General features: G+C 69.5%; 8 protein-coding genes and 1 pseudogene. 4 read left to right on the plus strand and 5 right to left on the minus strand.

Annotation, left to right across the window (positions count from 1 at the left end):
- Positions 1–91: 91 nt before the first annotated feature.
- The 3 genes from WFQ67_RS11030 to WFQ67_RS11040 are packed head-to-tail and all read left to right on the plus strand — an operon-like array spanning position 92 to position 18,800.
- Positions 92–15,652 carry a Calx-beta domain-containing protein gene (locus tag WFQ67_RS11030; RefSeq protein WP_337056872.1) on the plus strand — a complete coding sequence of 5,187 codons (15,561 nt, stop codon included), beginning with the start codon at positions 92–94 and terminating at the stop codon, positions 15,650–15,652.
- Positions 15,653–15,712: 60 nt separating this feature from the next.
- Positions 15,713–17,398, plus strand: coding sequence for an ATP-binding cassette domain-containing protein (locus WFQ67_RS11035; RefSeq protein ID WP_337056873.1), 1,686 nt, complete (start codon positions 15,713–15,715; stop codon positions 17,396–17,398).
- On the plus strand, positions 17,391–18,800 hold the full coding sequence (locus tag WFQ67_RS11040; protein WP_263153611.1) for an HlyD family type I secretion periplasmic adaptor subunit: 1,410 nt from the start codon (positions 17,391–17,393) through the stop codon (positions 18,798–18,800). Before WFQ67_RS11035 ends, WFQ67_RS11040 begins: the two co-directional genes overlap by 8 nt.
- A 151-nt stretch (positions 18,801–18,951) precedes the next feature.
- On the opposite strand, the gene WFQ67_RS11045 is transcribed toward WFQ67_RS11040, so the two are convergent.
- From WFQ67_RS11045 to WFQ67_RS11055, 3 genes are all read right to left on the minus strand, one after another.
- Positions 18,952–19,509, minus strand: a complete 558-nt coding sequence (locus WFQ67_RS11045) for a prolyl hydroxylase family protein (RefSeq protein WP_337056875.1) — start codon at positions 19,507–19,509, stop codon at positions 18,952–18,954.
- Positions 19,510–19,633: 124 nt separating this feature from the next.
- Positions 19,634–20,107 carry a cysteine dioxygenase family protein gene (locus tag WFQ67_RS11050; RefSeq protein ID WP_337056876.1) on the minus strand — a complete coding sequence of 158 codons (474 nt, stop codon included), beginning with the start codon at positions 20,105–20,107 and terminating at the stop codon, positions 19,634–19,636.
- Between the two features lie 105 nt (positions 20,108–20,212).
- Positions 20,213–21,115 carry a DMT family transporter gene (locus WFQ67_RS11055; RefSeq protein WP_337056877.1) on the minus strand — a complete coding sequence of 301 codons (903 nt, stop codon included), beginning with the start codon at positions 21,113–21,115 and terminating at the stop codon, positions 20,213–20,215.
- Between the two features lie 125 nt (positions 21,116–21,240).
- Here WFQ67_RS11055 and WFQ67_RS11060 point away from each other — a divergent pair, with 125 nt between their 5' ends.
- Entirely contained in the window at positions 21,241–22,572 is a 1,332-nt protein-coding gene (locus WFQ67_RS11060; protein WP_337056878.1) for an aminotransferase-like domain-containing protein, read from the plus strand.
- A gap of 67 nt (positions 22,573–22,639) precedes the next feature.
- Here the strand turns inward: WFQ67_RS11060 and WFQ67_RS11065 are convergent, their stop codons facing one another.
- Positions 22,640–22,825 carry a carbon storage regulator gene (locus WFQ67_RS11065; RefSeq protein WP_173179450.1) on the minus strand — a complete coding sequence of 62 codons (186 nt, stop codon included), beginning with the start codon at positions 22,823–22,825 and terminating at the stop codon, positions 22,640–22,642.
- A gap of 257 nt (positions 22,826–23,082) precedes the next feature.
- Positions 23,083–23,415: pseudogene (locus tag WFQ67_RS11070) on the minus strand (hypothetical protein); the annotation flags it as partial.

Raw genomic sequence — 23,415 nt, forward strand, 5'->3', positions numbered from 1 at the left:
CGACCGATCCGTCCAGCGCACGCACCTGTCCCGGGTGCGTGCGCGTTTTTCCCAGTACAGGCTGTAAACAGCATCCGCAGGAGTAGCCGAGATGGCTGAATTGACGAGCGCGCAGATCGAAACCCTGGTACGTGCCGTTCAGGTGGTCACGGACTTCCTGACCGGCCATGCGCCCGCCGAGGTCACCTCGCTGGAGCAGGCCCTGCAGACCATGCACGACATGCTCCTGGCCGCCGGCGTCCCGCTGCAGATGGCCGCCGCGTTGCGCCAGGCCGTGGCGGCCCAGGCCAACGCCGCTGCCGCCGGCACCGGCGCGGTGGATGCCTCCGCCTGGGTCGGGGCCTGGCTCGCCGATGCCCAGCTCCCGGCCCAGCCGGATGCACCGGCGGAGCGCCCCGACGGCGTCCAGGCGCTGGAGGCGACCCGGTTCCCCGGCCAGCCGGACGGCTCGACCATTCCCGGCCCGGCGCCCTTCGACAGCACCTACCGCCCCGAGATCACCGGCCTGTTCGGCCAGGACATCGACCTCGACCGGCCCAACGTCACCTTCCGACCCGAGCAGGCCGCGCTCACCGGCGACATGACCGGCAGCGGCATGCTGCCGCCCGGCGTCCCGCCGGAACTGGCCATGCTCAACCTCGACGGCATGGGCCCGGGCCTGCTCGGCGGCGTCAGCTCCGGCATCGGCACCGGCGCGGCCAGCCAGGGCACCTCGGGCGTGGCCGGTGGTGGCCTCGGCGTGTTCCCCAACCTGCGGGGCGACACCGGCATCGGCAGCAGCCTGGCTGCCGGCACCAACAGCGAACTGCCGGCGGGCTTCGAGCCGCCGGCCGCACCGACCCTGACCGGCGAGACCAGCGAGCCGGCCTCGGTACTCAGCGTGGCCGGCACCCCCGAGGTGCTCGAAGGCGACGACGGCGACACCCTGGTGCTGGTGTTCACCGTCAGCCGCAGCGGCGGCACTGGCGCCAGCCAGGTGCAGTGGAACCTCGCGGGCCTGGACCCGGCCCTGTTCGGCGGCAACCTGCCGGGCGGCCTGCTGGCCTTCGCCGAAGGGCAGATGAGCCAGGAGATCCGCATCGAGGTGCCCGGCGACTACCTGGCCCAGGGCGACCGCAGCGCCACCGTGACCCTCAGCGGCCCCAGCGCCGGCAGCCAGCTCGGCCAGCCCAGCGCCAGCACCCAGATCCTCGACAACGAAGCCACCGTCAGCATCGTCGCCACCCGCGTGCAGGTGCTCGAGGGCGACGAGGGCGACCAGCAACTGCTGACCTTCGTGATCACCCGTGACAACGGCCGCGCGGCCGCCACCGTCGACTGGAGCGCCAGCGGCCTGGACGCCGCCGACATCGGCGGCGCGCTGCCCTCCGGCAGCCTGGTCTTCGGCGTCGGCGAGGTGAGCAAGACCATCACCATCCCGCTGCTGGGCGACCGCGTGGTCGAGCCCAGCGAAGTGCTCACGGTCACCCTGGGCAACCCCAGCGCCAACCTCATCATCGGCACCGCCAGCGCCAGCACCACCGTGGTCAACGACGACGGCCTGGTGTCCATCCGTGCCAACCAGGCCCAGGTCACCGAGGGCGACAGCGGCACCACCACCACGGTCAGCTTCACCGTCACCCGCACCGATTCCCAGAGCGCCGGTTCGGTGCGCTGGTCGGTCAGCGGCGTCGATGCCGACGACATCGTCGATGGCATCGACGGCGGCATCCTGGAGTTCGCCGCCGGCGAGACCAGCCGCGACATCGTCCTCACCGTGCGCGGCGACCGCGACGTGGAGGAGAACGAGACCCTCACCGTCAGCCTGCAGAGCGACCAGAGCAACCTGCGCGTCTCCGGCGGCAGCGCCAGCACCCAGATCGTCAACGACGACACCGGCGTCAGCCTGCGCGGCGTGACCCTGGACGTGGTCGAGGGCGGGCAGGGCCAGCAGACCGCGATCACCTTCCTGGTGACCCGCTCCGAGCTGCTGGGCCAGGACCTCACCATCGACTGGCGCTTCGTCCGGGTCGGCGCCCACGCCGCCGACGCCAACGATTTCGTCGCCGGGCAGAACCAGCTCGGCATGGCCGACGGCATGCCCAGCGGCAGCGTCACCTTCGCCGCCAACGAGACCCAGAAGCTGGTCACCGTCTGGGTCAAGGGCGACAACCTGGCGGAAACCGACGAGACCTTCGGCATCGTGCTGCACAACCCGCCGGCCGGCGTGCAGGTCATCAACGGCGAGGCCTACGGCACCCTCCGCACCGACGAGTCCACCTACAGCATCGAGGCGCTGACCGCGTCCACCACCGAGGGCAACGGCACCGGTGGCGTGCAGGCCTTCGTCATCACCCGCACCGGCAACACCAGCGGCGCCGGGCAGATCGGCTACCAGATCGCCGGCTATGGCGAGCTACCGGCCGACGTCAACGACTTCGCCGCCGACCAGCCCATGAGCGGCGTCGTGCAGTTCGCCGCCGGCGAAAGCAGCAAGGTCATCTACGTGCGCCTCAACGGTGACAGCCTGATCGAGGGCACCGAGAGCTACACCGTGGCCCTGCAGGCCCAGGACGCCAACAGCCAGATCGACGTCGGCGCGGCCCTGGCCAGCATCGACCCGGACGACCAGGCGGTGTCCATCAGCGCGCGCACCGCCAACGTCCGCGAGGGCACGAGCGCCGCTCCGGTGCTGGAGTTCGTGGTCACCCGCACCGGCGAGCTGTCGCTGCCGGGCAGCGTGCAGTGGCACGTGCAGGGCTACGGCAACAACCCGGTGGACGCCGCCGACTTCGGCGGCACCCTGCCGTCCGGCACCGTCGAGTTCGCCGCCGGCCAGAGCAGCGCGGTGATCCGCTTCAGCCCCACCCCGGACAGCCACTACGAGCCCACCGAGGGCCTGCAGGTGGTCATCAGCACCAGCACCCCGGGCATGAGCGTGATCCAGGATCGCGCCACCGGCAGCCTGATCAACGACGACGCGCGCCTCTCCCTCGACGGCAGCGGCCTGACCGCCGCCGAAGGCAACAGCGACACCCCGCGCCAGCTCAACTTCACCGTGCAGCGCCAGGGCGACCTGACCCAGAGCGTCAGCGTCGACTGGCGCGTGGTGTTCGGCAGCGACGCCGACTCCGCCAGCCTCGCCGACTTCCTCTCCGGCACCGCCTTCAGCGGCACCCTGGAGTTCGGCCGTGGCGTGCAGAGCCTGGTGGTGACCCTGCCGCTGTCCCCGGACAACCTGCTGGAAGCCAACGAAACCTTCCAGGTGGTGCTGAGCAACCCCAGCGCCGGCGCCGAGATTTCCGTCGGCCAGGCCACCGGGGTGATCCGCAACGACGACGTGGTGTTCAACCTGCTGCCCCAGGCCGACAGCTTCGAAGGCAGCGGCGGCACCCGTGAGCTGCGCTATGTGGTCGAACGCAGCGGCGACCTCGCCGGCAGCGACAGCATCACCTGGAGCCTCGCGCCCGGCGCCATCAACGGCGTCGACGGCAGCGACTTCGTCGGCGGCGTACTGCCCTCCGGCACCCTGGTGTTCGCCGCGGGCGTCGATCGCCTGGAGATCGTCCTGCACATCGCCACCGACTCGCAGCTCGAGGGCGACGAGAGCTTCGTCCTCAGCCTCGGCACGCCGAACCCCGGCGCCACCGTGGCCAACGGCAGCATCAACGGCCAACTGCTCAACGACGACCAGCAGTTCTCCATCCAGGCCCAGGCCTCCAGCGTCAGCGAAGGCGGTGACGGCCAGGTGGCCCAGCTGAGCTTCGTGGTCAACCGCAGCGGCTACCTCGGCGGCACCGGCAGCGTCGCCTGGCGCGTGGTGGGCGAGGGCGGCAACCCGGTGGACGGGGCCGACTTCGTCGGCGGTGTGCTGCCCGGCGGCATTCTCAATTTCGCGGGTGGCGACACCAGCCAGACCATCACCCTGCAAGTGGCTGGCGACTACCGCGTGGAGGCCAGCGAAGGCCTGCGCGTGGAGCTCTACGACCCGGCGACCGGCTCCAGCCTGGGCACGGCCACGGCGTCGGCCACCGTCACCAACGACGACACCGGCCTCTCCATCGCCACCACCCGCAGCGGCCTGGCGGAAAGCGACAGCGGCACCGTCATCCATGAATTCACCGTGACCCGCTCCGGCGTCACCAGCGGCACCACCACCGTGGACTGGAGCCTTTCCGGCCAGGTGGACGCAGCCGACTTCGCCGGTGGCGTGCTGCCGGCCGGCACCCTGACCTTCGCCCCGGGCGAGACCAGCAAGGTGATCCAGGTCGCCGTGCGCGGCGACCGTGATGTCGAGGGCGACGAAGCCTTCACCGTCACCCTGGGCAACGCCAGCGGCCACGCCGAGATCATCACCGGGCAGGCCCAGGGCAGCATCGTTTCCGACGACGTGGGCATCAGCATCCAGGCGCAGCAGGCCGAGGTGGCCGAAGGCGCCACGGGCGAGACCCAGGTCCTGCGCTTCACCGTCACCCGCAGCGGCGACCTGTCCGGCCCGGTCAGCGTGACCTGGACCGCCAGCGGCCTGCAGGCGGACGACTTCGCCGCCGGCACCGCCCTCAACGGCCTGGTGCAGTTCGCCGCCGGCGAGACCAGCAAGGTGATCGAGCTGACCCTGGCCGGCGACGCCGTGCTGGAAAGCGACGAGACCCTCACCCTGACCCTGGGCAACCCGGCGGAAAACCCCGCCCACGACCAGACCCAGCTGCTCACCGGCAGCGCCAGCACCCAGGTGCGCAACGACGACGTCGGCCTGTCCATCGTCGCCGACCAGGCCAGCGCCGCCGAAGGCGATGCCGGCCAGGAACGCAGCTTCACCTTCACCGTCACCCGTGCCGGCGACCTGCGCGCCACCAGCGTCGACTGGAAGGTGCAGGTGGGGCAGGGCGTCGACGCCGCCAGCCTCGCCGACTTCATCAGCGGCCAGGACGCCCTAGGCGGCAACGGCGGCCTGCCGTCCGGCACCCTGCAGTTCGCCGAGGGCCAGACCAGCGCCCAGGTCACCGTGCGCGTGTCCGGCGACGGCCACATCGAACTGGACGAGACCTTCGGCGTCAGCCTGGAGGCCCGCGACGGCAACACCGAACTGACCGTCGGCAGCGCCGACAGCCGCATCGACAACGACGACCTGGGCTTCTCCATCAGCCCGCTCGCGGCCGACAAGGCCGAAGGCCACAGCGGCACCACCGCCTTCACCTTCACCGTGACCCGCGCCGGCGACCTGGGCTCGGCCGCGCTGGTGGACTGGTCCCTGGCCGGCATCGCCAATGCCGCCGACTTCGACGCCAGCACCGGCACCCTGAGCTTCGCCGCCGGCGAGGCCAGCAAGACCCTGACCGTGCTGGTCAAGGGCGACCTGGTGGTGGAAGCCGACGAGACCTTCAGCGTCAACCTGGGCAACGCCCGCCTGGACGACGGCACCCCGCAGAACGTGGTGGACGGCAGTGCCGAAGGCGTGATCCGCAACGACGACCAGGGCTTCGCGGTGGTCGCCGAGCGCACCACCGTCAGCGAAGGCACCGGCGGCAGCCAGACCGTGATCTACCGCATCGTGCGCAGCGGCGAGCTGTCCGGCAGCGCCACGGTCGACTACGCCGTCAGCGGCGCCAATGGCGGCGATGCCAGCGACACCCTGGGCGGGCTGCCCAGCGGCACCCTGACCTTCGCCCCGGGCCAGTCCGAGCTCACCGTCAGCTTCGAGCTGGCCGGCGACAGCCGCGTGGAGGGCAGCGAGGCCTTCACCCTGACCCTGAGCAACCCCAGCGCGGGCCTGGTGACTGGCGCCACCGCCACCACCACCGTGCAGGACGACGACACCAACTTCAGCATCGGTGCCCCGGCCGCGCAGGCCGAGGGCACCCAGGGTGCCTTCACCGACATCACCTTCACCGTGACCCGCAGCGGCCTGAGCAATGCCGCCGGCTCCGTGCAGTGGCGCCTGAAGAGCGCCACCGGCCTGGACACCGCCGACTTCGCCAGCGGCCAGGACGGCAACGGCAACAACGGCGGCCTGCCCAGCGGCACCGTGAGCTTCGCCGCCAACGGCAGCGACACCCAGACCATCACCATCCGCGTGCGCGGCGACAACCTGATCGAGGCCGACGAGCTGCTCCAGGTGGAGCTGTTCAACCCGCAGGGCGGCACCGTCGAAGCGGGGCTGGGCAGCGCCAGTACGCGCATCCTCAACGACGACGCCAGCTTCGCCATCGCCGCCGATGCCGCGAGCCTCGCCGAAGGCAACGGCGGCGAGCGCCTGGTGAGCTTCACCGTGACCCGCAGCGGCTCGCTGTCCGGCAGCCGCGACCTGACCTGGACCCTCGGCGGCGGCCTCGACGCCGCCGACCTGGGCGCCGGCCAGGGCAGCACCGGCACCGTCAGCTTCGCCGACGGCCAGGCCACCGCCACCGTGGTCATCCGCGTCAAGGGCGACTCGCAGTACGAGGGCGACGAAGCGGTCACCGTGACCCTGTCCAACCCGCCGGCCAACAGCAGTATCAGCACCGCCAGCGCCACCACCACCCTGACCAACGACGACGCCACCCTGAGCATCGGCGCGTTGTCGGCGGACAAGGGCGAGGGCAACAGCGGCTATGTGGACTTCACCTTCAGCGTCAGCCGTGGCGGCTACCTGAACCAGGCCAGCAGCGTGCAGTGGCGCGTCGACCCGAGCGTTGCCAACGCGGTGGACGGCGCCGACTTCTACGGCAGCCAGCCGGGCGGTGTGCTGCTCGATGGCGACGGCATCCCCTACGGCACCCTGACCTTCGCCGCCGGCGAGAACAGCAAGACCATCACCGTGCGCATCGCCGCCGACAGCAAGCTGGAGGCCAACGAGGTGCTCAAGCTGGTGCTGGAGAATGCCTCCGCCGGCACCGAGATCACCACCGGCAGCGCCACCGGCACCGTGCGCAACGACGACGCCGAGCTGAACATCACCGCCGGCACCACCAGCCGCAGCGAAGGTGACGGCGCCCATGGCACCGGCGCGCCCTTCACCTACACCGTGACCCGCACCGGCAACCTGGACCAGGCCAGCACGGTGAACTGGAGCGTCCAGCACCTGGACAGCAATGCCGCCGACTTCACCAACGGCTCGGCCTACCTGACGCCCTCCGGCACCCTGAGCTTCGCCGCCGGCGAGAGCAGCAAGACCATCACCGTCTACGCCTACGGCGACACCGGCGTGGGCAGCATCGAGGGCAACGAGCGCTTCAACCTAGTGCTCAGCGGCGCCAGCAGCGGCACCTCCATCGGCGCCAACGGCAGCTACCAGAGCACCATCGCCAACGACGACACCCGCGTCACCGTCGAGTGGGTCCAGGCCAGCCAGGCCGAGAAGGTGGCCGGCGAGAACACCACCTACACCATCACCCTGACCCGCAGTGGCGACCTGGCCAAGACCTCCACGGTCAACTGGAGCACCACCGGCCAGGACGTCTGGTCCTACAGCAACGGCCGCTGGGAATACGCGGCCGACGGGGCCGACTTCAATGGCGGCGCCCTGCCGTCGGGCAGCGTGACCTTCGCCAGCGGCGAGACCAGCAAGACCATCACCCTCACCGTGCGCGGCGACGACACGGTGGAGGACGACCAGTGGTTCAAGGTGCTGTTCAGCAATGCGGGCGGCATCGACGAGCTGGTGGCGCCGCAGACCGGCAGCCAGAACATCTACACCAGCGACACCACGCTGCAGACCAACACCAGCGCCAGCGGCGTGTACTTGTTCGGCGAGATCCAGCGCGACGAGGCGGAGTTCTACATCCAGGACACCCCCACCACCGGGCGCACCCGCGTCGAGGGCGACACGGTGGCCGACGGCGGCAGCGCGGCCGATGGCTACATCGAACACACCTTCGCCGTGTACCGCACCGTTTCCACCTCCGGCACCGCCTGGGTGGACTGGGCCGTGCAGACCAGCGTCAGCGGCTACACCGCCACCGACGCCAGCGACTTCTGGAACAACACCGTGCCGTCCGGCCGCGTGGAGTTCGTCGACGGGCAGTCGGTGGCCTACGTCACCATCCGCACCAGGGTGGACGATGCCGGCGAGCAGGACGAGGCCTTCCGCCTCTACCTCACCCAGGCCAGCCCGGGCAGCAGCATCCAGGGCGGCTCCAGCGCCAACCCCGGCTACGTCAACAACCACGTGGTGCTGCAGAACGACGACACCCGCTTCGACGCCAGCGTGGCGCATGTCAACGAAGGGCAGGACCTCGTCTACACCATCACCCGCAGCGGCGACCAGCGCGGCACGGATTCGGTGGACTGGTCCATCCAGCTGGGTGGCTCCGAGAGCACCAACGAGACCAACAACACCCGCAGCACCTGGTACAAGCTCGACCCCGCCGACCTGGACATGGACTGGATCCTGGCCAACAACCCGGGCCTGTCGTGGAACGCCGGCACCCGCACCCTGAGCGGCAGCTTCACCTACACCGACGGCGAGCTGACCAAGACCATCACCCTGCGCACGATCAACGACGGCCTCGCCGAGACCTGGCGCGAGGAAGCCACCCTGGTGCTGGGCAACCCGCAGAACCTGGACGGCGACATCGAGACGCCTTCCATCGGCTCCAGCGCCACGGGCCGCGTCTACGACGACGAGCCGGCCGCATTGCTGGGCGTCAGCGCCGGCAGCACCCAGGTGTTCGAGGGCAGCGCCGCCAGCACCAGCGTGACCTTCACCATCACCCGCACCGTGCAACCCGGCGGCAGCATCGACTACGCCAGCTCCGTGGCCTGGCAGATCGTCGGCAACAACATCAACTGGGGTGGCAACAACGGTGGCCAGGTGAGCGGCTATGGCGGCAACACCGTCTGGTCCAGCTCGCCCTACTACAACACCACCTACGGCGTGGTGAGCTTCGCCGCCGGCGAGACCAGCAAGCAGGTGACCGTGACCTTCGGGGGCGACACCGTGATCGAGCCGGACACCGGCCTGACCATGACCCTGCTGGACCCGCGGACCGCCTACGACAACGGGTTCATCAGCGGCAGCTACCGTGACGAGTACGGCCCCACCAACATCGACCCGGCCCAGGCCAGCGCCAGCACCACGCTGCGCAACGACGACATCCGCCTGTGGATGGGCAGCTTCGGCAACACCACCCCGAGCGTCGCCGGCTACGAAGGCCAGCCGCTGAACTTCACCCTGGTCCGCTCCGGCCGCCTGGATAACGACATCACGCTGAACTACACCCTGACGAACGGCAACACCAACAGCGCCGACTTCGTCAGCACCAGCGGCACCATCACCCTGGCCGGTGGCCAGAGCAGCTACGCCATTTCCCTGGCCAACCTGCTCAAGCTCGACGGCAGCATCGAGAGCACCGAGGGCTTCACCCTCAACCTCAGTGCGCCGGGCGACAGCACCGGGTCCACCGTGCGCTTCGGCGTCGACTCCATCGCCGCCAGCACCGCCACCAGCATGAGCGTCGGCGGCACGCTGTACGACGGCGACACCGCCTACAGCATCACCCCCACCGCCACCAGCCTGGCGGAAACCGGTGCCGGGCAGTCCGCGACCTTCTCGCTGAACGTGGTGCGCAGCGGCTACACCGGTTCCGGCACGGTGAAATGGCGCGTGGAAGGCATCGGCGGCAACCCGGCGGACGCGGCCGACTTCACCGGCGGCGTGCTGCCCAGTGGCACCCTGGGCTTCGCCGATGGCGTCAACACCGGCACCATCACCTTCAGCGTGCGCGGCGACGGCACGGTGGAGGCCAACGAGACCTTCCGCGTGGTGTTCTACGAGGAGACCCTCAACGGCCCGGGCGTGACCCGCAGCCTGTCGCAGAACAGCGCGACGCTGACCATCACCAACGACGACACCGGCATCAGCATCGCCGACGCCTCGATCACCGAGAGCGACGCCAACCAGGTGCTGACCTTCACCGTCACCCGTTCCGGCGTGACCAGCGGCAGCTCGTCGATGAGCTGGTCGCTGCTGCACGACAGCACCAGCGCCGCCGATTTCAGCGGCGCCACCAGCGGCACCCTGAGCTTCGCCGCCGGCGAGACCAGCAAGACCATCAGCGTCACCGTGGTCGGTGATGTCACGCCCGAGCAGGTGGAGCAGTTCCGCATCGTCCTGGGCAGCTTCAGCGGCGATATCAGCGACCCGATCCGCACCACCGCCACCGGCACCATCCGCAACGACGACGCCACCTTCTCCATCGCGCCGTTGCAGGGGGCGACCAGCGAGGGCCAGGCGCAGACCTTCGTCATCACGCGCAGCCACGGCACCGAGCAGAACCAGACCATCAACTGGCAGATCCTGCTCAACGGCAGCGCCGATGCGGCGGACCTCAATGGCCAGGCGATGTCCGGCTCGGTGACCTTCGCCCCGGGCGAGCTGACCAAGACCATCAGCATCCAGTCCAGCCAGGATGCCGTGGCCGAGGTCGACGAGACCTACAGCGTGCAGATCACCCTGGGCGCCGGCACCACCGGCGACACCATCAGCCAGGGCACGGCCGAGGGCACCATCCTCAACGACGACGCCGCCTTCAATATCAGCGCCGACCAGGTCAGCCGCGCCGAAGGGCAGGGCGGTACCACCGCCTTCACCTTCACCGTGACCCGCACCGGCGACACCAGCGGCAGCGCCTCGGTGGCCTGGCGCCTGGGCTCGAGCGTGGCCAGCGCGGCGGACTTCGGCAGCGCCGACCTGCTCGGCGACAATGCCGGCCTGCCCAGTGGCAGCCTGGTGTTCGCCGACGGCGAGTCGAGCAAGACCATCACCGTGCTGGTGAACGGCGACACCCAGGTGGAAGGCGACGAGGCCTTCAACCTGGTGCTGGGCAACGCCAGCGGCGCCCAGATCCAGACCGGCAGCGCCAGCAGCACCATCCTCAACGACGACGCCAGCATCAGCATCGCCGCCACCGACGCCAGCAAGGCCGAAGGCAACGGCGGCACCACCGCCTTCACCTTCACCATCACCCGCAGCGGTTCGCTGGACCAGGCCAAGACCGTCGACTGGGCGGTGGTGGGCAACGGCGCGCACCCGGCCGATGGCAGCGACTTCGCCGTCGGCGTGCTGCCCTCCGGCTCGCTGGTGCTGCCGGCCGGCCAGGCCAGCGTCACCCTCACCATCAACGTGCGCGGCGACCTGCTGGCCGAAAGCGACGAAGGCTTCAGCGTGGTGCTGAGCAACCCATCCAGCGGCCTGGTGATCGGCCAGGCCAGCGCCGACGGCCTGATCCGCGCCGACGACGTGGTGATCGACGTCGCCGCCCCGGCCGCCCAGGCGGAGGGCGATGACGGCCAGACCACCTGGTTCGACTTCGTGCTCACCCGCAGCGGCAAGCTCAGCGGCACCGAGACCATCCACTGGAGCGTCGCCGGCATCGGCGCCAACCCGGCCTCGGCGGACGACTTCCTGGCCACCAGCGGCAGCGTCACCTTCGCCGCCGGCCAGGAGCAGCTGACCATCCGCGTGCCGGTGCGCGGCGACTACAGCGGCGAGGCCAACGAGGACTTCCGCCTCAGCCTGAGCAGCGCCGACGGCGTGGTCTTCACCCAGGCCACGGCGGACGCCACCCTCGTCAACGACGACGTTTCGGTGACCATCGTCGCCAGCGACGCGCGCCACGTCGAAGGCCACGACGGCCTGCAGACCGTCTACACCTTCACCGTCAGCCGCAGCGGCAACCTGGATCGCGCCACGAGCCTGGACTGGAGCCTGCAGGGCCTGGCCGATGCCGCCGACTTCCTCGGCGGCGTGCTGCCCAGCGGCAGCCTCAGCTTCGCCTCGGGCGACGCGGCCAGCCAGACCATCAGCATCGTGGTCCTCGGCGACCGCACCCTGGAGGGCGACGAGTCCTTCCAGGTGGTGCTGGGCAACGCCTCCGCCGGCACCGACATCAAGGTGGGCAGCGCCACCGGCACCATCGTCAGCGACGACGTGCAGTGGAACCTCGCCGTCGTCGCCACCCCGGTGGAAGGCGACAACGGCTCCACCGGCTACAGCTTCCTGGTCACCCGCACCGGCAGTGGCCTGGCCACCAGCCTGGCCTGGAGCGTCGCCGGCAGCGGGGCCAACCCGGCCTCGGCGGATGACTTCGTCGGTGGCCAGTTGCCCTTCGGCGAGCTGACCTTCGCCGAGGGCCAGATGAGCCAGACCGTGATCGTCTGGGTCGCCGGCGACAGTCGCCTGGAAGCGGACGAGGGCTTCACCCTCAGCCTGCAGGCGCCCGGCGACAGCCTCAGCCACACCTTCGCCAACCAGCAGGTGGAGGCGGTGATCCGCAACGATGACGACGTGTTCGCCATCGCCCCGCGCGCCGCCGAGGCCAATGAAGGCACCGCGCTGACCTTCACCGTGACCCGCACCGGCAGTACCGAAGGCACCTCCACCGTGAACTGGCGCATCGTCCACGGCGACACCGATGCCGGTGACTTCAGCGTCACCAGTGGCACCCTGACCTTCGCCGACGGCCAGAGCGAGATGGTGCTGAGCATTCCGGTGCGCAGCGACCGCGACGTGGAGCTGGACGAAGGCTTCAGCGTCGAGCTGTACCAGCCGGGTGCCGGCAGCAGCATCGACCCGGCCGGCTCCAGCGCCGCCGGGGTGATCCGCAACGACGACGTCGACCTGACCCTGGCCAGCGTCACCGCCCAGGTGTACGAGGGCGACGCCGGTACGCCGGGCCGCCTGCACTTCACCGTGACCCGCAGCGGCGATTCCAGCGGCGAGACCCGCGTCGACTGGGCCGTGCAGGCCGGCAGCGCCAGCGCCGCCGACTTCCCGGGTGGCGTGCTGCCCAGCGGCCAGCTGGTGTTCGCCGCCGGCGAGACCCACAAGGACATCTACATCGACGTGCTGGGCGACGGCCTGGACGAGGGCGACGAGCAGTTCACCCTGCAACTGTCCAACCCCGGCGCCCATGCCGACATCGTCGGCAACGGCCAGGTCGGAACCCTCCGCAACGACGACGACAGCCTGGCCCTGAGCGCGGTGACCCGCGAAGCGGTGGAAGGCGACGACGGCCTGACCCTGTTCACCTTCCGCATCGACCGCAGCGGCAGCTCCGTGGGCGCCGCCAGCGTCGACTGGCGCGCCGCCGGCGTGGGCGCCCATGCCCTGGGCGACGCCGAGTTCGCCGCCCTCGGCGGCACCGTGCACTTCGCCGATGGCGAGACCAGCAAGACCTTCACCGTGGCCGTGCGCGGCGACGAGCTGGGCGAAGAGGACGAGGGCTTCCAGGTGTGGCTGGAGAACCCGAGCTTCGGTTCCACCATCACCACCGGCCCGGTGGAGTCGGTGGTGCTCAACGACGACCCGGTGCTGTGGATCGCCGCCGACGCCGCCCAGGTGGTGGAAGGCAGCGACGGCCAGCAGACCGCGGTGACCTTCACCGTGACCCGTGGCGGCGACCTCTCCGGCCCGGCGAGCGTGCTCTGGGACCTGGTGCCCAGTGGCGCCAACCCGGTCGACGCCGAGGACTTCGGCGGCATCTTCCTCAGCGGCGTGGTGGCCTTCGGCGCCGGCGAAACCACCAAGACCATCACCGTCTACGTGGATGCCGACACCCTGGGCGAGCGCGACGAGACCTTCTCCGTGGTGCTCAGCGACGCCGAGGGGGCGACCATCCTCACCGGTGAAGCCAGCGTCACCATCGTCAACGACGACCGGGGCCTGAGCATCGCGGTGCTCGGCAGCGACCGCCTGGACGAGGGCAACCAGGGCCAGGTGACCGAGTTCACCTACCGCGTCGAGCGGGTGGGCGACAGCAACGGCAGCGTCAGTGTCGATTGGGCGCTGCAAGGCGCGGGCACCTACCCGGCCAACGCCGGCAGCTTCGTCGGTGGCGTGCTGCCGTCGGGTTCGCTGGTGTTCGCCGACGGCGAGACCTACAAGGACATCGTCATCCGCGTGCAGGGCGACGACGTGCTCGGCCCGGACCAGGGCTTCGAGGTGGTGCTCAGCGACCCGCAGGGCATCGACCTGATCAACGACCGCGCCAGCGGCACCCTCGTCAACGACGACAACCAGTTCGCCATCCGCGTGGTGGACAGCGTGCTGGCCGAGGGCAACGGCGGGGCGACCACGATCTTCCGCTTCACCGTGACCCGCAGCGGCGACACCAGCTCGGCGGCGAGCATCGACTGGTCGGTGGCCGGCAGCGGCTCGGCGCCGGCGGATGCGGCCGACTTCGTCGGTGGCGTGCTGCCGGGCGGCGTGCTGCAGTTCGCCGCCGGCGAGACCAGCAAGGTGCTGGAAGTGGCGGTGTACGGCGATGACCTGGGTGAGTCCGACGAGCAGTTCACCGTGCAGCTCTCCAGCAGCGGCGGTGGCAGCAGCGTCAACCCGCTGCAGGGCAGCGCCCGCGCCACCATCCAGGGCGACGACGTGGCCCTGACCGTGCTGGCCATGGACAACAGCCGCCTGGAAGGCGGCCCCGGCACCACCACGCCGCTGACCTACCGCATCCTGCGGGCGGGCCCGGACAACGCGGCGCTGACCCTCACCTACAGCATCGCCGGGGCGGTGGACGCCAACGACTTCAACGTGCCGCTGACCGGCACCATCACCCTGGCCGCCGGTATGTCGGAGATGGTGTTCAGCCTGCCGATCCGTGGCGATTCCCTGCGCGAGGGCGACGAGTTCTTCACCCTGACCTTCAGCCACCCGGCCATCGCCGGCGGTTCCACCAGCCTCGGCGGGACCATCCGCGACGACGACCTGGGCCTGGGCATCAGCGGCCCGGACAGCGTGCTGGAGGGCGACGCGGGCACCAGCCTGGTGACCTACCAGGTGACCCGCAATGCCTCGGCCAGCGCCGAGACCTTCTACTGGAGCCTGCAGCCGGGCGCCGGCCAGGGCGTGGACGCCGACGACTTCGGCGGCGCCTGGCCGTCCGGCAGCGTGACCTTCGCCGCCGGCAGCACCACCGCGAGCTTCAGCTTCTCGGTGAGCGGCGATCGCGCGGTGGAGGCCGATGAGCTGATGTCCATCGTCCTGCGCTCGGCCGCCAACAGCCCCTATGTGCTGATCAGCAAGGACGTCACCCTGCGCAACGACGATGTCGCCGGCGCTGGCGATGACCTGCTCACCGGCACCTCGGGTGCTGACAACCTGGCTGGCCTGGGCGGTAACGACCGCCTGTTCGGCGGGGCGGGCAGCGACGTGCTCGACGGCGGCGACGGCGACGACCTGCTGGTGGGCGGCAGCGGCGCGGACGTCCTGCGCGGTGGCGCCGGTGCGGACCGCTTCCACTACACCTCGCCGGGCGACGGCATGGACGCGATCCTGGACTTCCAGGCCGGCGTCGACCACCTGACCTTCGACCCGACGGCCTTCGGTGGGCTGGGCAACCTGACCTCGGTGTCCCAGGCCTTCACCGGCGATGTGATGGACACCCTGGCCAAGCTCGCGGCCCAGGGCGATGCCGACGTGTACCGGGTGAGCTTCGCCTCGGGGCAGTTCCAGTTCGGCACCGGCAGCAACGGCCAGCTCGACGAGCTGGAGGCGGCGATCAGCGGCAGCGGCCAGCACAGCGGCTCGGCCTTCTTCCTGATCTCCAACGGCGACGTCACCCGGCTGTACTACGACGCCGACACCGCCAGCGGCACGGACGGCAGCGGCCTGGTCGCCCTGGCCGAGCTGGCCAACCAGCCCGATGCGCACAACCTGCCACAGGACGTGATCCAACCCCACACGGTGTGACCCGATCCCCTCCGCGCTGCAACGCGGAGGGGATTTCCGCTTTTACCGAGTAGTACCGAGATGAACGAGTTTCTCCGCCGCATCGCCCTGCAGCCCAGGCTCCGCCTGGAATTGCTGCTGTCTTCGCTGTTGATCAACCTGCTCGGCCTGGCCAGCTCGCTGTACAGCATCCACGTGCTCAACCGCTACCTGGCCCTGGGGGTGGACGCGACCCTGCTGACCCTGACCCTGGGTGCGCTGCTGGCGGTGGGCTTCGAGGTGCTGCTGCGCAACGCCCGCCTGCGGGTGGCGCAGTGGCTGTGCGCGCGCGCCGATGCCGAGCTGGGCGATACCCTGTTCGAGAGCAGCGCGCGCGGCCAGTACGCGCTGGTGGAGCAACTGCCCCACAGCGCCCGGCGCGAGATCCTTTCGGGGCAGAGCACGGTGCAGCAGTGCTTCGGCGCGCCGAACCTGGTGACCCTGCTGGATACGCCCTTCGCCTTCGTCTTCGTGGTGGTGCTGGGCATGCTCAGCCCCTTCCTCGCCGGCATGACGCTGCTGGTGATGGCCGGCGTGGCGCTGGTCTCCCTGCTGGCCCAGCGCCGCCTGCGCGAGCCGATGGAGGCGCAGAGCCGCATCGCCATCCAGATGGCTGGCTACCAGCACAACCTCACCGCCGGTGGCGAGATGGTGCGGGCCTTTTCGGCGGCCGATGCGCTCAAGGAAAAATGGCGGGCCTGCGCCGACGACCAGGCCGAGCAGCGCGCGCAGCTCAACCGCCTGCAGAACACCATGCAGAACGCCAGCTACGCCGGGACGCTGATCCTCGGCATGGTGATCATGGGCCTGGGCGCGCGCCAGGTGCTGGCGGGCAACCTCGATGTCGGTTCGCTGATCGGGTGCAACATCCTCGCCAGCCGGGCCCTGGCGGCACTGACCCGGGCGCTGGGCCTGGGCGAGCAGATCGGCCGCGGCCAGCGCGCCCTCGACCTGGTGCGCCAGCTCTGCGCCATCCCCCGCGAGCGCGCCGAGGGCGTGCGCCTGGGGCAGATGCAGGGTGCCCTGCGTTTCGAAGACATGGCCTTCTCCTATCCCAAGCAAGCGGTGCCGGTGCTGGAGCACTTCGACTACCAGCTGGAGGCCGGCAGGGTGCTGGCCTTCACCGGTGCCAACGGCAGCGGCAAGAGCACCATGGCGCGGCTCCTGGTGGGCCTGCTGGAACCCCTGCGCGGGCACCTGCTGGTGGACGGCATGGACCTGCGCCAGGCGGACCCGCAATGGTGGCGCCGGCAGGTGGCCTACCTGCCGCAGGAGCCGCAGTTCTTCGACGGCACCCTGCGCGAGAACCTCTGTGTGCTGGCGCCGGATACACCGGACGCGCGGGTGCTGGAGGCCTGCCGCGAGCTGGCCGTGGGCGCCTTCGTCGAAGGCGGTGCCGAAGGCCTCGGCCTGGCGCTGCGCAACGGCGGCGCGAACATTCCGCTGGGCATCCGCCGGCGCCTGGCGCTGGTGCGCGCGGTGCTGGGGGAGGGGCGCCTGGTGGTGCTGGACGACCCCACCGAGGGCGTCGATGCCGAGGGCTGCAAGGCCATCGCCGCGCTGCTCAGCCGCCTGGTGCGCGAAGGCCGCACGCTGGTGGTGATGAGCAACGAGCCCTTCATTCTCGGGGCCGCCGACGTGGTCATCGACCTCAACCAGAAGCCGGTGCCGCGCGTGCTGCGTGAACCCGCCCGCGAGCCCGCTCAAGCAGGAGCCAGCCATGTCTGAGAACAGCCTGCCCCTGGACGACCAGCCGACCCGCCTCGGCCGCGCCGCCGATCGTGTGCTGGGCGCCTTCGAGAACAACCCGGTGCTGCGCCGCCTGATCGGTATCTTCCTGCCTGGCAGGGGCGATGCGCTGCCGGGGGACGAGCTGCTGGGCAGCCGCCTGACCATCCGCCTGCTGGCGTTGCTGCTGGGGGCGTTGCTGCTGTGGTCGGCGCTGTTCACCCTGGACATCGCCAGCCACTCCACGGGCGAGGTCGCCTCGATGGGGCAGACCAAGCTGGTGCAACACCTGGAGGGCGGCATCGTCCGGCGCATCCTGGTGCGCGAGGGCCAGCGCGTGGCCGCCGGCGAGCCGCTGGCCGAAGTGGAGCGCGTGGCGATGCTCTCCGAGGGCCGCGAGACCGAGGCGCTGCTGGGGTCGCTGCGCATCCGCGCCATCCGCCTGGAAGCGCAGCTCGCCGGTGCCGACGCCATGCAGGTGCCGGAGGAGCTGGCCAAGGACTACCCCGAGCAGGTGAAGGTCAACCGCGACCTGTTCATCGCCCAGAAGAGCCGGCTGGGCAGCCGCTACGAGGAGCAGCAGCAGAAGATCCTCCAGCGTGATGCCGAGGAGAAGGAACTCAAGGCGCGCAGTGCGCACCTCAACGCCAAGCTCAAGCTGCTGCGGCAACAGATCGCCATCAGCGAGAAGCTGATGAAGGAAGGCCTGGCCAACCGCTACGAGCACCTGGAGCTGCTCAAGGACGAGGAGCAGTTGCGCGGCACCCTGCAGGAAACCCAGGCCTCCCTCGGCCGCGTACTGGCGGCGCAGCGGCAGGAGCAGGCGGCGCTGACTTCGCTGGATTCCGGCGGCAACGAGGAGCTGCAGAAGGAGCTGGCGGAAGCGCGTCGGCAGATCACCGAGCTGCAGGAGCGCCTGCGCAAGTTCTCCGACAGCCGCGAGCGGCAGGTGGTGCGCTCGCCCATCGAGGGGGTGGTGATGACCCTGCAGGTGGTGACCGAGGGCGGAGTGATCCAGCCCGGCGGCACGCTGATGACCCTGGTGCCGGCCGATGAGCCGCTGATGATCGAGACCCGCCTGCCGGTGGGCGACATCGGCATGGTCAACCCGGGCCAGCAGGCGCGCATCCAGCTGGTGTCCTCGATCGCCCGGGGCTTCCAGCCGATCGATGGCGAGGTGGTGGACATCAGCCCGGACTCGGTGCTCGACGAGCAGAAGGTGCCGTACTACCGCGTGCGCATCCGCCCGGCGCAGGACGCCTTCGTCCACCGTGGCACGCGCTACCCGCTGCTGCCGGGCGTGCCGGTGAGCGTCGCGATCCTCACGGGCGAGCGCTCGCTGTTCAACTACATCGCCGGCCCGCTCACCGATGGCATGCATCGGTCGTTCAGCGAGCCGTGATGGGGATTTGAGGAGCCGCAGGTGCAAGGCCGGCGGCTCGGTGGCGATGGGTTTCGCGGGGCTCTACCCATCCTGCGGCGAGCTCGGAGGATGGGGCGGGCGGCGCTGCGCGAGCGGAGCGAAACCCATGCTGCCTGAGGTCCTGTGGCGATCAGGGCAGGCGGCGGTACATCACGTCGGTGCGCAGCACGTATTTCACCCCGGACCTGATGGTGGCGCCCTGGTGCATGACCGGGTGGGGGAAGACCAGGAGCATGCCGGCCTCGGGACGGATGCGGTCTTCGTCGCGGAACTGGGTTTCGCCGCCCTCGTAGTCGTCGTTGAGGTAGAGCAGGAAGGTCAGCTGGCTGATCTCGTCCTGACTGCGACGGTAGAAGCCGTCCCGGTGCCACTTGAAGTACTGCTCGGGCGTGTAGCGGTAGAAGCGGAAGCGCTCGTTCAGCCCTGCCAGCTCCCATTCGTTGTCCAGGCAGGCCGGCAGCCAGGGGCGCGCACGCTCCAGCAGTTGCGCGGCCAGTGCCGGGTCATCGAAGAGGATGCGGTCGTTGTTGCGGATGTTCTTGTGGATCTCATGCGCGCCATCACGCATCTGGATGGCCGCCTCTTCGTAGCCCATGGCTTCGCTCATGCGGATATGGGCCTGGCATTCCTCGCGGGACAGAAAGCCCCGGATGAGAAAGCGAGCGACGCCGAGATCGGTCTTTTCCATGTTTCCCTTCCTTGTCGGGGCCTGGCCCTCGTTCCTCTATGGCACGGCCTCGGGCCGCCGGCGGATGCTAGGGGCGCGGCGGGGTGCTTGTCGAGAAGTGGAAGAGGGCGCTGTGATGCGCTTTCTATCGTGCCGCGTTGTGTTCGACCTCGGTGAGCTGGCGGGTGCCGGAGGCGAGGTCGTAGACGTGGAAGTTGTGCATCAGCCGGCCGTAGAGGTGCAGGCTCACGGCACGCGGGCGCCCGCCGGGCACGCCGGTGATGTGGATGTGGTCGGGGTTGGGCACGAAGCTGGTGACGGCGCCGGGTGGCAGCAGGAGGGTGCCGCCGCGTGCCAGTTCGATGTCGTCGTCGCGGTCGTTGGCGGAGGAGGTACAGATGAAGGTGTGTTCTTCCAGCATGCCTTCGAGGATGCCGACCACGCCCCAGCTGCCGTGGTCGTGCACGGGCGTCCACTGGCCCGGCAGCCAGACGATGGCGTAGAGCGAGAGCTCGTCGTTCGCGGCGCGGTGGATGAGGTTGCGGGCGTAGTGCGTGGGGTCGCTGCGGTAGTGCTCGGGTTCGAGGAAGCCGGGCGCGTTGTGCAGCAACTCGGCCATGACGGGCGCGAGGGCGACGACGGGATTGTGGGCGGGGCGCCGGGGTGGCCGGCGCGCCTCCGGACTCACTGTAGACGCTTTGCGACGCGCCGCCCGGGGAGGGATTCAGCGGGCGAAGCGGCGCGCGCCGGCGACGCAGAGGATCACCGCGAGGGTGACGCCGAGCATGGCGGGGCTGACCCGCTCGTGGAGCAGCCCGGCGGCCAGCGCCAGGCCGAAGAAGGGCTGCAGCAATTGCAGTTGGCCGACGGCGGCGATGCCGCCCTGGGCGAGGCCGCGGTACCAGAAGACGAAGCCGATCAGCATGCTGAACAGCGACACGTAGGCGAGGCTGGCCCAGGCCGGCGCGCTGAGGGTCGCGAGGGTCGGCGGCAGCAGTGCCACGGTGAGCGGGAGCATCACCGGTAGCGACAGGACCAGCGCCCAGCAGATCACCTGCCAGCCTCCGAGCGTGCGCGAGAGTCTCGCGCCTTCTGCATAACCGAACCCGCAGACGACGATGGCCAGCAGCATGGGCAGGTCGCCCCGGGGGGAGGCGGTCAGCCCCTGTGACAGCGCGAAACCCACCACCAGCAGGCTGCCCAGTACCGAGAATGCCCAGAAGGCGGCAGGGGGTCGTTCGCCACCGCGCACCACGCCGAACAGGGCGGTGGCCAGGGGCAGCAGGCCGAGGAAGACGATGGAGTGGGCGGAGGTCACGTATTGCAGGGCCAGCGCGGTGAGCAGGGGAAAGCCGAGCACGACGCCCAGCGCGACGACGACCAGGGGCAGCAGTTGCTGGCGGGTGGGCCGCCGCTCGCCGGATGCGATGAGCAGGCACAGGGCGAGAAGCCCGGCGATGCTGGCGCGGGCGACGGTGAGGAAGGTGGGGTCGAGTTCCTGCACGGCCACGCGGGTCGCCGGCAGCGAGCCGCTGAAGATCAGTACGCCGATGAAGCCGTTGATCCATCCACGGGTGGCGTTGGCCTGGGTTCGGGAGGCGGTGAGGGGCGGTGTGCTGGCTTTCATCCTGGGCGCTCTTCGCGGGTCGCTGGGGGCCGCTGGGTTGGCCTTTTCGGGCGCTGCGCGGCTTGATGAGACGGATGCTAGGAGCAAGAATCAGCACAATCAAAAAATTGTCATGGATACATCCGATGCCTCGTTCGCGCTACAAGGCCCTGGTCGATGCGTTTGCCGCTGATATCCGAGCAGGGCGCCTGCTGCCGGGCGCACGCCTGCCGACCCATCGCCAGTTGGCGGCGCAGGAGGGGCTGGCGTTGGTCACGGCGTCCCGGGTGTATGCGGAACTGGAGGCGATGGGGCTGGTGAGCGGGGAGACGGGGCGCGGGACGTTCGTCAGGGAGATGTCGCTGCCGCCCGGGCTGGGGGTGGACCAGCAGGATGTCGAAGCCGGGATGGTCGATCTCAACTTCAACTACCCCTCGGTGCCGGGGCAGGCGGAGCTGTTGCGCACCGCGTTGCGCCAGCTGGCGCTGAGCGGGGACCTGGAGGCGTTGCTGCGTTACCAACCCCACGGCGGGCGTTTGCACGAGCGCGCGGTGATGGCGCGTCATCTGCTCTGCCGGGGGCTGAGGGTGGCGGCGCAGCAGGTGCTGATCGTCAATGGCGCGCAGCACGGGCTGGCGGTGGCGATGATGGCGCTGCTGCAGCCGGGGGATGTGGTGGCGACGGATGCCCTGACCTACCCGGGCTTCAAAGTGCTGGCGGAGGCGTTGCGGGTGGAGCTGGTGGCCATCCCCTGTGGCGCGGCGGGGCCGGATCTCGCGGCGCTGGAGCGACTCTGCCGGGAGAGGCCGGTGCGGGTGCTGTATACGATGCCCACGCTGCACAACCCTTTGGGCTGGGTGATGGCGGCCGAGCAGCGGGAGCGATTGGTGGCGATCGCGAGACGCCATGATCTGCGCATCATCGAGGACGCGGCCTATGCCTTTCTCGTCGAGGACGCACCGCCGCCATTGGCTGCGCTGGCGCCGGAGCGGACGGTCTATGTCTCGGGGTTTTCGAAGAGCGTGGCCACGGGGTTGCGGGTCGGTTTCATGGCGGCGCCCGCATTCCTGGTGGCGGGGCTGGAGCGCACCATCCGCGCGACCGCCTGGAATACCGCTGGCGTGCTGACGGCGATTGCCTGTGGCTGGGTGGAGGACGGCACCGTGGAGCGGCTGGAGTCGGAGAAGCGCGAAGACGCCCGGGCACGGCAGGCGCTGGCCGGTGAGCTGCTGGCGGGGATGCGCGTTGTGCGTCATCCCGATTCGTACTTCCTCTGGCTACCGCTATCCGAGGATGCCCGGGCCGACCAGGTGGCGATGGCGCTGATGCGTGAGCAGATCTCGGTATCGACCGCCGAGCCTTTCGCGACGTCCGCCCTGGTACCCCATGCGCTGAGGCTGGCATTGGGGTCTGTGGGAATGGGGGCGTTGCGCGATGCGCTGGTGAAGGTGCGCTCCACCGTGGAGGCCTTCACCTAGCCAGGCTCATGACGGCGGAGGAGGAGGGGGCGCTGCGCACTCTATCGCCTTCTATATATAGAGGGACTCAGCAGGTGCTCGATTGCTGCCGTTCCTTGCAGATGCGCTCGTAGATCTCTTCGCGGTGTACGGCGACATCCCGGGGGGCTTCGATGCCCAGCTTGGTCTGCGAGCCCTGGGTGGCGATCACTCTGACGACGATGCCATCGCCAATCTGGAAGTGCTCACCGACTTCGAATGTCAGCTCGTGCATGGAGGTTCCTCTTGTATAGGGCTGTGCCGGGGTGGCAAACGGTTCGGACCTTTGAGTAGCAAGTCGGCCATCGGTTCAGCGATTCGTTCGGCAGAGGCTCCAGGAAGCGGCGGCTGTCGCACTCTGGGGCGGTCTCGCGAAAAGATTTCAATAAAGTGTTGACGTGCCGTTTCGTATCCCTATAATGCGCACCACTTCCACGGCGGAATCCAAGAAAAACCTCTTGTAAATCAAAAGGTTAAGTAATCGGAGGGTGGTCAAGCCAAGGTTTGATCGGTGCGGCGGAAGGGTGGTGCCAGGCTGGTTTCAGGCATCGCCAGTTTCGCTCGGATGACTCCGAAAGAAACTGCTAAAGAGGTGTTGACAGCGAGTTTGAACGCTGTAGAATTCGCCTCCCGCTGATGTGAAGCGAAAGAATCACTGAGGCGCAAGTTGTTGAGTAGAAAGAAGAAATTCTTCGAAAAACAGCTTGACAGAAGGAAAGGCTGCTGTAGAATGCGCGGCCTCGGTTGAGACGAAAGACTTGATCGAAATTGCTCTTTAACAACTTGAATCAAGCAATTCGTGTGGGTGCTTGTGATGTAAGACTG

Source organism: Pseudomonas sp. USHLN015, assembly GCF_037153275.1.
In the GTDB taxonomy this organism is placed as follows: Bacteria; Pseudomonadota; Gammaproteobacteria; order Pseudomonadales; family Pseudomonadaceae; genus Metapseudomonas; species Metapseudomonas tohonis.